Annotated in this window: 13 protein-coding genes; 6 read left to right on the top strand and 7 right to left on the bottom strand. The window is 57.8% G+C overall.

Translation table 11 applies throughout. The annotated features are described in order from the left end of the window. Positions 1–45: 45 nt before the first annotated feature. The 4 genes from IBT47_RS12215 to IBT47_RS12230 are packed head-to-tail and all read right to left on the bottom strand — an operon-like array spanning position 46 to position 4,565. Entirely contained in the window at positions 46–1,407 is a 1,362-nt protein-coding gene (locus IBT47_RS12215) for an alpha-glucosidase (RefSeq protein WP_200560627.1), read from the bottom strand. A 28-nt stretch (positions 1,408–1,435) separates the two neighbouring features. Then, positions 1,436–2,281: a carbohydrate ABC transporter permease gene (locus tag IBT47_RS12220; RefSeq protein ID WP_200560628.1), complete on the bottom strand. Its 846-nt coding sequence runs from the start codon at positions 2,279–2,281 to the stop codon at positions 1,436–1,438. Beyond that, the gene (locus IBT47_RS12225; protein WP_200560629.1) at positions 2,278–3,267 is read right to left on the bottom strand and encodes a carbohydrate ABC transporter permease; all 990 of its coding nucleotides are present in this window, start codon (positions 3,265–3,267) and stop codon (positions 2,278–2,280) included. The genes IBT47_RS12220 and IBT47_RS12225 overlap by 4 nt, the downstream gene beginning before the upstream one ends. A 32-nt stretch (positions 3,268–3,299) precedes the next feature. Continuing rightward, a complete protein-coding gene (locus IBT47_RS12230; RefSeq protein WP_200560630.1) occupies positions 3,300–4,565 on the bottom strand; it encodes an ABC transporter substrate-binding protein in 1,266 nt (421 codons plus the stop codon). Positions 4,566–4,685: 120 nt separating this feature from the next. Here IBT47_RS12230 and IBT47_RS12235 point away from each other — a divergent pair, with 120 nt between their 5' ends. Then, the gene (locus tag IBT47_RS12235; protein ID WP_105595332.1) at positions 4,686–5,621 is read left to right on the top strand and encodes a LysR family transcriptional regulator; all 936 of its coding nucleotides are present in this window, start codon (positions 4,686–4,688) and stop codon (positions 5,619–5,621) included. On the opposite strand, the gene IBT47_RS12240 is transcribed toward IBT47_RS12235, so the two are convergent. Both IBT47_RS12240 and yieH read right to left on the bottom strand, forming a co-directional pair. After that, positions 5,622–5,891, bottom strand: coding sequence for a PTS transporter subunit EIIB (locus IBT47_RS12240; RefSeq protein ID WP_105595307.1), 270 nt, complete (start codon positions 5,889–5,891; stop codon positions 5,622–5,624). It abuts the gene before it with no gap. A 117-nt stretch (positions 5,892–6,008) separates the two neighbouring features. Further along, positions 6,009–6,671, bottom strand: a complete 663-nt coding sequence (gene yieH, locus IBT47_RS12245) for a 6-phosphogluconate phosphatase (protein WP_200560631.1) — start codon at positions 6,669–6,671, stop codon at positions 6,009–6,011. A 212-nt stretch (positions 6,672–6,883) separates the two neighbouring features. Between yieH and IBT47_RS12250 the strand changes: the two genes are divergently transcribed. Continuing rightward, the gene (locus IBT47_RS12250; protein ID WP_105595309.1) at positions 6,884–8,197 is read left to right on the top strand and encodes an NCS2 family permease; all 1,314 of its coding nucleotides are present in this window, start codon (positions 6,884–6,886) and stop codon (positions 8,195–8,197) included. 40 nt (positions 8,198–8,237) lie between these two features. Here IBT47_RS12250 and IBT47_RS12255 read toward each other — a convergent pair whose 3' ends face one another. Next, the gene (locus tag IBT47_RS12255; protein ID WP_200545850.1) at positions 8,238–8,981 is read right to left on the bottom strand and encodes a 4'-phosphopantetheinyl transferase superfamily protein; all 744 of its coding nucleotides are present in this window, start codon (positions 8,979–8,981) and stop codon (positions 8,238–8,240) included. Positions 8,982–9,467: 486 nt separating this feature from the next. Between IBT47_RS12255 and IBT47_RS12260 the strand changes: the two genes are divergently transcribed. The 4 genes from IBT47_RS12260 to IBT47_RS12275 are packed head-to-tail and all read left to right on the top strand — an operon-like array spanning position 9,468 to position 13,028. Beyond that, positions 9,468–10,355: an ABC transporter ATP-binding protein gene (locus IBT47_RS12260; RefSeq protein ID WP_200545852.1), complete on the top strand. Its 888-nt coding sequence runs from the start codon at positions 9,468–9,470 to the stop codon at positions 10,353–10,355. Then, positions 10,352–11,245 (top strand): branched-chain amino acid ABC transporter permease, encoded by an 894-nt coding sequence (locus IBT47_RS12265; protein WP_200545853.1) that lies wholly within the window; start codon positions 10,352–10,354, stop codon positions 11,243–11,245. The genes IBT47_RS12260 and IBT47_RS12265 overlap by 4 nt, the downstream gene beginning before the upstream one ends. A gap of 2 nt (positions 11,246–11,247) precedes the next feature. Further along, positions 11,248–12,279: a branched-chain amino acid ABC transporter permease gene (locus IBT47_RS12270; protein WP_200560632.1), complete on the top strand. Its 1,032-nt coding sequence runs from the start codon at positions 11,248–11,250 to the stop codon at positions 12,277–12,279. After that, positions 12,276–13,028: an ABC transporter ATP-binding protein gene (locus IBT47_RS12275; protein WP_105595314.1), complete on the top strand. Its 753-nt coding sequence runs from the start codon at positions 12,276–12,278 to the stop codon at positions 13,026–13,028. Before IBT47_RS12270 ends, IBT47_RS12275 begins: the two co-directional genes overlap by 4 nt. Positions 13,029–13,047 lie beyond the last annotated feature (19 nt).

The raw sequence follows: 13,047 nt of genomic DNA on the forward strand, positions 1-13,047 counted from the left end.
CATTTGCGATGGGTAGACGGAGCGCCGCGGCGCCCCGTCCAGGGCTTATTTCAGGTAATCAAGCCACGGGCTTTGACGCGATATCATCACGTCCACCAGTTCAGGAATGGCGCGGCACTTGTCGTTAACCGAATCCACCAGCAGCGCCTGAATCACCAGATCGCGCGAGCCGTTAAGAATTGCCTCTGCGGTCAGATCGTGGATACCAATCTGGTTGCACAGCAGCCCGGCGATGCCGGACGGAACCTCAACCGGAATGCCATGGATGCCTTTACGATCGATAATCGCCGGGACTTCCACCGCGATAAATTCCGGCAGCTGTTTGATAAAGCCACGGTTGGGAATATTGACCGCGGCCTCTTCGTAACCGGAATCGTTGATAATCCCCTCCATGATTGCCACCACCCGCTCTTTCATCTTTAGTTCGATCGATGGCTGAACGTGGCCGAGGTAGTTACGGTAGAAGGTATAGAAGTCGAGGATACCCCGATGATCGCTGACCTCGCTGGCCCAGCGAATGTACTCGCCGAAGTGGCTGTCGCTGGTGATCGGCAGATAATTAAACTTCTGCAAAATTTCCTTAAACAGCGTGCGGTCCGCCCACTCCCAGGCGCTGTCCCGGCCGCCCAGCGCGGCGCGTTCGGTAGCGCCTTCCGTTTCCAGCACTTTTCCGTGGATGCGGGTGTAGGCCAGGATATCGCTGTAGCCCGGCAGGCGGGAGAAATAATCCGGCGCTTTCGCACGGACATCGGCATAGGCATCCTCGCCGCTGTCTTTGTAGCGCGCTTCCAGCAACACGCTGAAGTGGTTAAGCCCCCCCGCTCGCAGGCTGAGATTATCAAAGGATGTTCCTAACATTTCCGGCAGATAGCGCTCCAGCGAGGCGATTTCGTGGCACATGCCGACAAAGTTCAGCTCCGGGAAGCGGCGATGTACGGTGGTACAAATGCGGCTCATCGGGTTGGAGTAGTTGAACACCCAGGCCTGTGGGCAGATATCGGCAATATCGGCGCAGATATCCAGAATCGGCGGGATGATGCGCAGCGAGTGGAACAGGCCGCCGGGGCCGCCGTTTTCGCCGTACACCTGCTGAATACCGTACTGCTGTGGGATCTGCCAGTCGAGATCCCACAGCGCGAAGCGATCGCCCACCTCGATGGAGATAATTACAAACTCCGCGCCGCGCAGGGCTTCACGGCGGTCGGTGGTGGCGCTGATGATGAAGGGCAGATCTTCATGGGCAATAAAATCACGTGCGGTTTTTTCCGTCACCGCCAGCGCGGCAGGATTGATATCGAGCAGCACGATCTCGCTGCCGTACAGCGTGGTACTCTGGAAAATATCCCCGAGCGTGCCGTAGCCGAACTGTGCACTGCCCGCACCCACTAAAACGATTTTTGTAGCCATTTGCTTATCTCCTTGAGGTAAATCGACATTAGCCTTTAACTGCGCCGTTAGTTAATCCGCTGACAATGCGGCGCTGGAACAGCAGCACCAGTCCGACGATCGGCAGCGTGACGATGACCGAGGCCGCCATGATGGTGCCCCACGGAAGTTCATATTGAGAGGCACCCTGTAGCATGCCGATAGCGACGGGCACGGTGCGTTTGCCGCTGGAAATCACGAAGGTCAGCGCGAACATGAACTCATTCCATGCGCCGATAAACGCCAGCAGCCCGGTGGTAACCAGCGACGGCCCCATAATGGGGGAGAAAACGCGGGTGATGATGGTCCAGGTACTGGCACCGTCGACGATTGCCGCCTCTTCCAGCTCCACCGGGATAGCGCGCATAAAGGTGGTCAGCACCCAGACGGTAAACGGCAGCGAGAAGGTGGTGTACGAGAGCACCAGCGCGCCCAGTGAGTCGTAGAGGCCCATAAAGCGCACCAGCTCGAACATGCCGGAAAGCACCGCCACCTGCGGAAACATCGAAACGCAGAGGATGGTAAACAGCAGGTATTTGCGGCCGCGAAAGCGGATGCGCGCCAGCGCAAACGCGGCGGTGATGGAAACCAGCAGGCACAGGCCTACCGTCAGAGTCGCCACCGTTATCGAGTTCAGCAGGCTGCGGGCAATGCCGCTTTCCATCAGCGCATTCAGGTAGTTGCCCCAGTTCATCCCGTCCGGCAGATAGCTGACGCGAAAAAGATCTTTCCCCTCGCGCAGCGAGGTGACAATGGCGTAATAAAACGGGAACAGGCAGAGAATACTGGCCAGCGCCGCGCCGGAAAAAATCAGCGCCTTATGGCCCATTCGCTGCTGGTGACGGCTCAGTTTCATTTGTTTTCTCCGTTATTAAAGCGGCCCGCCGCCAGGAAGCAGGCTGCGATACCCGCGACCATCATGAACACCAGTACCGAGGCGGCAGAGCCGGAACCCATCTGCTGATAGCTGACCATCAGGTCGCGGGCATAGCCGGAGACCGATACCGTGGCTTCGCTGTTGGAGGTCAGGACGTAAATCAGGTCAAACACCCGCAGCGCATCCATCACGCGGAAAATCAGCGCAACGATCATCGCGGGCATAATCAGCTGCAGCGTGATGCGGCGGAAACGTTGCCAGGCGTTGGCCCCGTCAACCCGGGCGGCTTCATACAGATCGCCGGGGATAAGCTGCAGCGCGGCCAGCAGCATCAGCGCCATAAACGGCGTGGTTTTCCATACGTCGGCGATAATCACCGCCCACATCGACAGATTCGGTTCTGCCACCCAGGCCAGCGGCGTGCTGATAACGCCCAGCTTCAGCAGAAGATCGTTCACCACGCCGTACTGATCGTGAAACATCCAGCCCCACATCTTGGCGGAGACGATCGTCGGGATAGCCCAGGGAACCAGAATGGCGGTGCGCACCAGGCCCTGACCGCGAAACTTCTGGTTCATCAGCAGCGCCAGCAGCATGCCAAACACCAGCTCCAGAGATACCGAAATCAGGCTGAAGCGCAGCGTATTGCCCACCGCCAGCCACCACTGCGGATCGGCCAGGATGCCGAAGCGATGGCCGCCGTCGGCGAAGTCGAGGTAGTTAGCGAAGCCGACGAAACGATAATCGTCCGGCGTATCCAGCATGGCATCGGTGAAGCTGTAGAACAGGGTGCGCAACAGCGGCCATCCCGCCACTGTCGCCAGCAGCAGCATAGCGGGTGCCACCAGCAGCCAGGCCACGCGGCTGCGCCGCTGCTGATGATTCAGTTTGCTGCGTTTCGCCGAGGTTACCGCGTGCGGCTCCGGCGTTGCCGTCAGGGATAAGGAACGCGTTTCATCTTTCATCGTGCAGGCTCCGGTAGGTTTACAGGGCGATATCAGCGCCACTCTCTGGCTTTGATTCTTTCCAGGCGCTGCTGCAGACCAGCGACTGCCGTTGCGCCATCGCTGCTGCCGCGAAGCACATTAAAGGTGGCGTTGTAGATCGCCCGGGAAACCTGGGCGTACTGGCGTTTAGTCTGGGTGGCCGGGCGCGGAATGGCCCTGGCGAAAATCTCCTTGAAGCTGGCCAGATAGGGCACCTGAGCCAGCACCTGCGGATCGTCATACAGTGCGATACGCGACGGCGGCCAGCCCATCAGCGTCAGCCCTTCGCGCTGCGATTTGGCATCGCTGACGATTTTCAGCAGTTCGAAGGCGGCATCGGGGTTTTTGGTGTAGGCGCTGATCGCCCACTGCCAGCCGCCAAGCGTACTGAGTGAACGGCCTTCATCGCCTGCGGGCAGCGGCATCAGGCCCACTTTGCCCTTGATTGCGCTGCTGCTGTCCTGGGTCAGAACCCAGGCGTACAGCCAGTTGCGCATAAACAGCGCATCGCCGTTCTGGAATACCGCGCGTGACTCCTCTTCCATGTAGCCCAGCGCGCCGCGCGGCACGATGTTGCCGATCCAGCCCGCGGCTTTATCCAGCGCCAGCGCCGCCTGCGGGTTATTGATGGTGATCGCGCCGTCCTGAGTAATAAAGTCGCCACCGCTCTGCGAAGCCACCCACTCCAGCACGTTGCAGGTCAGCCCCTCGTAGGATTTGCCCTGAAACACCAGGCCCCAAAAGTTTTTATGCCCGGCCTCACGCTCCTGCTGCTGAATGCGCGTGCTGATGCGGGCCATCTCATCCCAGGTTTTTGGCGGCTGTTCACCGTAGCGCTCCAGCAGGTCTTTGCGGTAATAGAGCGCGCCGGTATCCAGAAAAGCGGGTACGGCTTTGACCCGACCGTTAACCACGTTATTTTGCCAGGCGGAGGGGAAGAAATCGTCGCGCATCGAGCCGACGCGATCGGTGAGATCCAGCAGATGCTTATTCAGTACGCCGATCCACACGGTATCGGCCTGAAACAGATCGATGGCGCTGCTGTCTTTCGCCGCAAACAGCTGTTGAAACAGCGACAGCTTTTCATCCGAGGCGCGGGGGAGATCGATAAATTCCAGCGTATGGCCGGTCTGCGCTTCAAAGCGCTGCTTGATGTCATTACAGAACTGGCGGCCTTCCCTGCTGGGTGGGCACTCCATACGCAGGGTATCGGCCAGGGTGGGAGCAGATAGCAGCGCCGCCGCGCAGACAAGCAGGCTCGGAATCACTTTTCTCATGACGTCCTCTCAGTTAGCGGCCGGGTGCCGTTACCGGACAAGCTAGCGAAAGCGGATCATTGAAGGAAATCGATTTAATTGGCTATGCTATAGAAAATATCTATGTCACTTGCGGAAAATATGATCGTGGACAAAATTTTACGTCAGTTTATCGAAGTCGCGATGTTGGGAAATGTGAGCCATGCGGCAAACAAACTTTGCCTGAGTCAGCCCACGTTGACCCATAACATGAAGAAACTGGAAGAGAATTTAGGCGTGCAGCTGCTGGAGCGCACCTCAACCGGGGTGAATACCACGGAATTTGGTGAACTGCTGCTGGAGCAGGCCCAGATGATGCAGCGCATCTACGATAACACCCTGATTAAGCTGGCTTCGATAAAAGCCCGGCAGGGGCAGAGCCTGCGGATGGGGGCGGGACATGCCTGGTGGTATATGTTCGTTCGCGACAGCTTTAACGCCTATCGCACCCTGCATCCCACGGTCAATATTCATATCGATCTCGGCAATCACCTGCGCCTGATGGATCTGCTGTTAGGTGGCGATATCGATCTGTTTATTGGACATGAAATCAAAGGATTGAATCCGAAGGCGGGCATCAGTTTTCTGCCGCTGTTCAGCACGCGCGATAGCATGTTTGTCCGCGGCGGGCATCCGCTGCTGGGCAGGCCGGTGGAGGAGTACGAGCTGCTGGGATACCCCTATGTGGAGCTGACGCCGGACGAGAGCCGCTACCAGCATATGATGGATGATATGCAGCACAAAAGGCAGGCGCGTAATCGTCTGCACCTGGCCGAACGGGTGATCTGGTCTACCAGCTCAATGATGTCGGCGGTGGATATGATTAACGACTCTGACGCCATGATGCTGAACTACCCTTCCTGCATGGCGGGGTATTTTGCCCGGTATGGCCTTGAGCCTTTGCAGCTGGCAGAAGAAAGCCAGCCGTGTACGGTCGGCATCTATTTGATGCGGGAAAAGGCCGATGCGCCCCATGTGGTGCAAATGCAGGAGCTGTTACATCAGTTCCTTGAACCGGTTCGCCATCTGGTGTCGTAGCTACTTTTCACCGACCCGTTCGACCAGCGCCTGATACAGCGGCCGCGACTGGCCCGGCCCCATTACCAGCTGGAATTCCGTGAGCTGCGGGGAAAGGGTGACTTCCAGCAGCGCTCTGACCGGGGGCTGCTGCTCAATCAGCTGCCGGTCAATTTGGGTGTTATCGTGCAGTTTTAGCCGAACGCGGCTGGCGCAGTAGCGCAGTGCGGCGACGTTATCCGCGCCGCCCAGTGCCGCCAGTACGGCGGTAGCAAGTCGTTGGTTTTCCATATTCTCTCCTGGCCGATGCCTGTGCTGTAGCAGCATAGGGTCAGGGAGGGGACGAAGTGAAATTGATTTATTCCGGCCGGATATAGACGGTTTCTATACCCGGCGCTGGCCCGGCCGCTAGCGCGTCAGCTGCCAGCCTTTTTCACGCCACAGGGCGGGAAGCTGCGCCATATCGGTAAATACGGTGACCAGCGGATGGTCGAGAGTGGGATTGTGTGCGTCCGCGCAGTAGTAAAATACCGGAATACCGGCGGCGATCCCTGCTTTTGCCCCGGCTTCTGAGTCATCCACCAGGATGCAATGCTCAATCGGGATGCCCATCTGCTGCGCGGCGTGGTGCATCAGCTCCGGCTCGGGCTTCCAGTGCTGGATATCGTAGCCGCTGTAGAGGCGATCGCTGAAAAACGGCAGCAGCCCGGTCAGGCCCAGCGAGTGCTGCATTTTCGGTACCGTACCGTTGGATACGACACACATTGGCACCTGAATGTTTTCTACCAGCGCTTTAGCGCCGGGGATCGCCTTCAGTTCCCGATCGAACAGTCTTGCCACTTCGGCGCGGTAGGCCGGTTCGAGCACCTCAACCGGGGTGGTCAGGCCATGCTGTTCGCAGACATCGGCCACGATGTCATACAGTTTTACGCCTTTATATTTCTCGAACATCTCCTGCAGCGAAAGCGTAACGCCAAACTGCGCAAAGGTATTCACATAGCCCTGGGTACAGAGCACTTCGCTGTCTACCAGCGTTCCATCACAATCAAAAAATACACACTCCACTGACATCTGCGCGTCCTTCAGGTCGGTTAGGCTTTCTTTTCTACTTTACGCGACTGTAGCAGGATTGCGACTGCAAATGTCAATTACGGTTAATGGTAGTGATACGACGGCGAAAACAGCGCAATCGGTTGCGAAAAAACCGGTTACCCCCCATCCAAAACGCATCATTATGGGGTAGGATAGCCGTCGACATTTTTCTCCGTTTCTGGAAACACATAATGACTAATCCCGGTTTGTTACAACGGATTTTTAAATTGCAGGAGCATGGCACCACAGCACGCACTGAGGTGATTGCCGGCTTCACCACGTTTCTGACGATGGTGTACATCGTTTTTGTTAACCCGCAGATCCTCGGCGTGGCCGGTATGGACACGCAGGCGGTGTTTGTAACCACCTGCCTGATCGCCGCTGCCGGTAGCATCCTGATGGGGCTGGTGGCTAATCTGCCGGTTGCGCTGGCACCGGCAATGGGCCTGAACGCCTTCTTTGCCTTCGTGGTGGTGGGTGCGATGGGAATCTCCTGGCAGGTGGGTATGGGGGCGATCTTCTGGGGCGCGACCGGCCTGCTGCTGCTGACCATTTTCCGCGTGCGCTACTGGATGATTGCCAATATCCCGGTCAGCCTGCGCGTGGGTATCACCGCCGGTATCGGGCTGTTTATCGCGATGATGGGCCTGAAAAATGCCGGGATCATCGTGCCTAACGAAGCCACGCTGGTCAGCGTCGGCAATCTGACCTCGCACAGTGTGCTGCTGGGGGCGCTGGGCTTCTTTATCATCGCGATTCTGGCATCCCGCAATATTCACGCGGCGGTACTGGTGTCCATCGTGGTGACAACCGGGATTGGCCTGGCGATTGGTGATGTGAAATACACCGGCATTTTCTCTGCGCCGCCGCCGGTTACGTCGGTGCTGGGCCAGGTGGATCTCGCAGGCTCACTGAATATCGGAATGGCCGGGATTATCTTCTCCTTTATGCTGGTCAACCTGTTTGACTCCTCCGGCACGCTGATCGGCGTTACCGATAAGGCCGGTCTGACCGATGAAAAAGGCACATTCCCACGCATGAAGCAGGCGCTGTACGTTGACAGCATCAGCTCGGTAGCCGGTTCATTTATCGGTACTTCCTCTGTGACTGCCTACATCGAAAGCTCTTCCGGCGTGTCCGTCGGCGGGCGCACGGGGCTGATGGCGGTCGTCACCGGAATTCTGTTCCTGCTGGTGATGTTCCTGTCTCCGCTGGCCGGTATGGTGCCCGCCTATGCGGCAGCCGGTGCGCTGATTTACGTTGGCGTACTGATGACGTCCAGCCTTGCACGCGTGAAGTGGGACGACCTGACCGAAGCCGTTCCGGCCTTTGTCACCGCCGCGATGATGCCGTTCAGCTTCTCGATTACCGAAGGGATCGCGCTGGGCTTTATCTCTTACTGTGTGATGAAGCTGGGAACCGGCCGCTGGCGTGAAATCAGCCCGTGCGTGGTAGTGGTGGCGCTGCTGTTCGTGCTGAAGATTGTGTTTGTTGACGCACATTAAACGCCCTGAAACCGCAGGGTGGCCTTGTGCCACCCTGCTATCAGGAATAGTAGTGCTGCTTCTCGGCGGGCAGGCTGGTTAAACGCAGCGCCCGTGGCCCCATATTTAACGAATAGACGTTAATACTCTGCAGTGAATTCCACCCTTCAGTATCGTCATACTCCCACAGCTGTAGCCGATCGGTTCCCGGCGAGAGTGCGCAGGACCAGACCATCAGCGCTTCCACATCACAGATAGCCTGAATATCGGCCAGCGTTGAAGAACGCAGCCTTCCCGAAGCGGGATGCAGGCGCAGGGCATCAAAACCACCGTTACCTTCCCCGGTCATCTTCAGAATACTTTGGCGAAGAGTCCAAATCTGGGTACAGGCTTCAGACGGATCGTTCTGGGCGTTAATCCAGGCTTTTTCACCGGATGAAAAAGAGTGCAGGTACTGCTCTAAAGTCTGGCGGCTGTGCGCGCGAACAATTTCCATATCCAGACCGGCGCGGCAGCCCTCTTCCGCCAGCAGAACACCCACCACATTACCGGCGTAGGAGATGCTGAAATCAGGAAGGTCGGGATCGGAAAAACAAGGGCGTCCGCCCTCAGCAAGGCGGATATCAGGGAGCTGGGGGATGCCGTAGACCCGCAGCATCAGTTCCGCCAGCAGCGTTCTGGCCGCGAGGTAGCGGCGTCGACGTCTCTCCGCCAGACTGGCTGAATGCTCTACCAGCTGCAGCGGAAGTCGGTGAACCTGTGCTTTCGTCTGGACAAGTGTCCATCGTGCAAAATGACTTGCCATCTGTCACTCCATGAAAATGGTCGGGTAATCATCAACTCTATTGTAAGAATAATCCTACGAATTTTCACCCGTGATTCCCTTAACGGGGCGAAATTCGGATTAATATTATTTCTCCTGGGGTTAAACCGAGAAGATCAATACGTAATAGGAAAACAGCCAGATAATCATCGCTTTTAATGCCATTTTCACAGCATAAACACCACAAACCCACTAAATCTTAATCATTCCCCGCTATATCCTTCCGTTGAACACCTGCTGCTGCATTTGCAGCATCTAAACAACATTTATGCTGCAAATGCAGCATTTTCTCTCAGGGTTTTTAAGTCTAATTAACTGAATTAAAAGGAAAATAACCATTTCCAACTTTGGCACGCATTCTGCTTACGTTCTTATAACTTAAAGGTTGGTTTGTATATTTATAAATTGCAAATAGTTATATGAGAAAGCGGCAAAGCGATCGAAAGCGCTGCTGACCAGGAGAGAAATATGTCGTTATCAGAACTATCCCCGACCTCGCTGGCGGCACTGCGACAATCGCCGTTAGCGGGTTACTCAGCCGAAACGGCCAGAGCCAGAAAGCCGGGCGCATCGCTACAGCTTTCTGGTATTTCGCTCTCATTTGGCGGGGTTAAGGCCTTAAGTGACGTCTCGCTGCGGGCGGAACCTTCATCGTTAATGGCGATTATCGGCCCGAATGGCGCGGGGAAAAGCACCCTGCTGAATGTGATTTCCGGTATTTACCGGCCCGATCGCGGCGAGATCGGTCTTGATGAGCATCGTTTTCGTTCAATTCGCCCGGAAAAGCTCGCCAGTGCGGGCGTGTCTCGGACCTTCCAGAATCTTGCGCTGTTTAGCGGCCTTTCAGTGGTCGATAACATTTTGCAGGGGCTGGCACACCGTCGGGAAACATCTCTGCTGAGCGAGGTTTTCGGACTGCGGCGCGCACGGCATGAGAGTGCCAGTCAGCTTCAGCAGGCGCAGGCGGTGATGAATTTTTTCGGTCTGGATGCGGTGGCATCGCGCCTGACGACCAGTTTGTCCTACGGCATGCAAAAACGCGTTGAGCTGGCGAGAGCGCTGGTTGCCCACCCTCGCCTGTTGCTGCTCGACGAACCGATGGCGGGAATGACGCTGGCGGATAAACAGCAGCTTAGCGAGCTTATTCGCGAGATACGCCGCCATTTCGGCACCACCATTTTGCTGATCGAGCACGATATTGCGGTGGTGATGAGCCTGTCCGATCGCGTTGTGGTACTGGAGTACGGGCGTAATATCGCGACGGGAACGCCGGATGAGATCCGGCAAAATCCGGCGGTGATTGCCGCCTATCTGGGTTCAGCGGCGGAAACTACCGCACCGGGAGCCCGAGGATGAATATTGACTGGCTGTTCCTGATTGAAGTTAGCGTCGGTGGCCTGCTGTCGGGGGTGATGTATTCACTGGTCGCGCTGGGGTTTGTGCTGGTCTACAAAAGCTCCGGCGTCTTCAACTTTGCCCAGGGTTCGATGCTGCTGTTCTCGGCACTCACCTTCGTTTGCCTGATCGAACGCGGCTGGACGGTATGGGCGGTGCTTCCCATTACCCTGGTGGCGATTTCGCTGCTCGGCATGCTGATTGAATTCTCCGTGCTGCGGCCGCTGGTGAATCAGCCGCCGATCGTGCTGTTCGTTGCCACGCTTGGCGTGTCGTACATCATCGAGGGTGCTGCACAGCTGTTGTGGGGAACGCAGGTTCACGCACTGGACCTGGGCATCGACGACACGCCGTTTGAAGTTGGCGGCGTGCTGATCAGCCAGTTCGATCTGTTTGCCGCCGGCGTTGCCGGGTTGATGGTACTGCTGCTGAGCCTGTTCTTTCGCTATACGCACACCGGACTGGCGTTCCGTGCGGTGGCGGATGACACCTTTGCCGGGCTGGCGGTGGGCCTGAATATTGGCCGCCTGTGGGCGGTGGTCTGGGCGGCGGCAGGGATTGTCGCGCTGGTTGCCGGGCTGCTGTGGGGTGCAAGGCTGGGCGTACAGTTCTCACTGTCTCTGGTGGTTCTGAAAGCGCTGCCGGTTCTGGTACTGGGCGGATTTGATTCGGTGGCCGGGGTGATCGTTGCCGGGCTGCTGGTTGGCCTGATCGAAAAGCTGGGATCGGTGTATCTCGGTCCGCTGCTGGGCGGCGGAATCGACAGCTGGATCGCCTACGCCGTAGCGCTGCTATTCCTGCTGATCCGTCCTGCGGGCCTGTTTGGCTCCCACCGTTTATCGAGGCTGTAACGATGTCGACACTCTCACCGGACGTTCGTCGTACCCTGCCTCGCCTCAGTGCTGGCGGGATTATTCTACCCATCGTGGCGTTTATTCTGCTGCCGCTGATCGGTAACGAATACCTGTTTGATGCGGTACTCACGCCGTTCCTCGCGCTGTCTCTGGCTGCGCTGGGGCTGAACGTGCTGGCAGGCTATACCGGGCAGATCTCCCTCGGCAGCGCCGCCTTTATGGCGGTGGGTGCCTACGCCGCGCTGAATCTGATTGGTCGCCTGGACCTGCCGCTGCCGTTGGTGTTACTGCTGGCAGGCGGTATCAGTGCACTGCTGGGACTGATCTTCGGCCTGCCGAGCCTGCGGCTCAGCAGTTTTTATCTGGCGATTTCTACCCTGGCGACGCAGTTCTTTGTCCAGTGGGCGCTGAACAACTTTAGCTGGTTTTCGATGAACAGCGCGTCCGGCGTGGTATCGGTGGCTCCGCTGCACCTGGGTGCGTGGATCATCGACAGCTCCGAGCGTCGCTATCTATTTACCCTGACGGTGGTCAGTTTGTTGACCTGGTTGGTCTGGCGGCTGGTTAACAGCTCGGCCGGGCGCAACTTTATCGCCGTACGTGACAACCCGCTGGCGGCGAGAGCGATCGGTGTACCGATGCTGCGAACCCGGATGATCGCCTTCGGCTTCTCCTCTTTCATTATCGGTATTGCCGGCGTGCTGTGGTCATTCACCTATCTGCGCAACGTCGAACCCGCGGGTTTCAATCTGGATCGCTCATTCCAGCTGCTGTTTATCATCATTATCGGGGGATTAGGCACGGTTCGCGGCGCGTTTCTTGGCGCGGCGCTGCTGACGCTGTTTCCGCTGCTGCTTTCCCGGCTTGGCGCATGGCTGTTTGGCCAGCAGGTGGATTCCGGCGTGCTGGAGCTGGTGCAGAACATCATTGTCGGCGTTTTGCTGATCGGGTTCCTGATTGCCGAACCAAAAGGGCTGGCGGCGCTGACGCAGCGGCTGGCGTCGTACTTCACCTCGCGGAGAACATCATGACTGACCGTAACGCGCTGCTTGAGGTAGCGCACCTCAGCGCCCGCTATCAGCGCCATATCGTGGCGCTGGAGGATATTTCGCTCACCGTTGGCGAAGGGGAAATTGTGGCGCTGCTCGGGCGCAACGGCGCAGGGAAATCGACCACCCTGCAGGCGATCTCACACCTGCTGCCCGCGCGTCGCGGTGAGGTCAGCGCGGGCCGCGTGCTGTGGCGCGGCGCGGATATTACCGCCGAAGCCCCGCACCGGCTGGTGAAGCGCGGCATCGTCCCGGTACTGGAAGGGCGGCACTGCTTCGTTTCGCTGACTCTGGAAGAAAACCTGATCGCCGGGGCGCTGGCACGTTCGGCCTCCCGGGCGGAGATACGCCAGGGGCTGGAGGAGATCTATCAGATTTTCCCACGGCTGAAGGACAAACGGCAGCTGGCCGCCGGGCTGGCTTCCGGCGGCGAGCAGCAGATGGCGGCCATCGGCCGCGCGCTGATGGCGAAACCCCAGCTGCTGCTGCTGGACGAACCCTCAATGGGCCTGGCACCGCTGATTGTTGAAGAGATTTTTGCGGTGCTGACCCGCCTTAACCAGCAGCAAAAGCTATCGATTCTGGTAGCGGAACAGAACTCCACGGTGGCATTACGCCATGCCCATCGCGCTTATGTGCTGGATACCGGCAGCGTGGCGCTTTCCGGTGATGCGCAGGCATTAAGCCAGCAGGAAGACGTACAGAGAATTTATCTGGGATTTGCAGCATAACTTTTATACAGGAGAATAC

The organism is Erwinia sp. S43 (assembly GCF_016624745.1).
GTDB lineage: Bacteria > Pseudomonadota > Gammaproteobacteria > Enterobacterales > Enterobacteriaceae > Erwinia > Erwinia coffeiphila.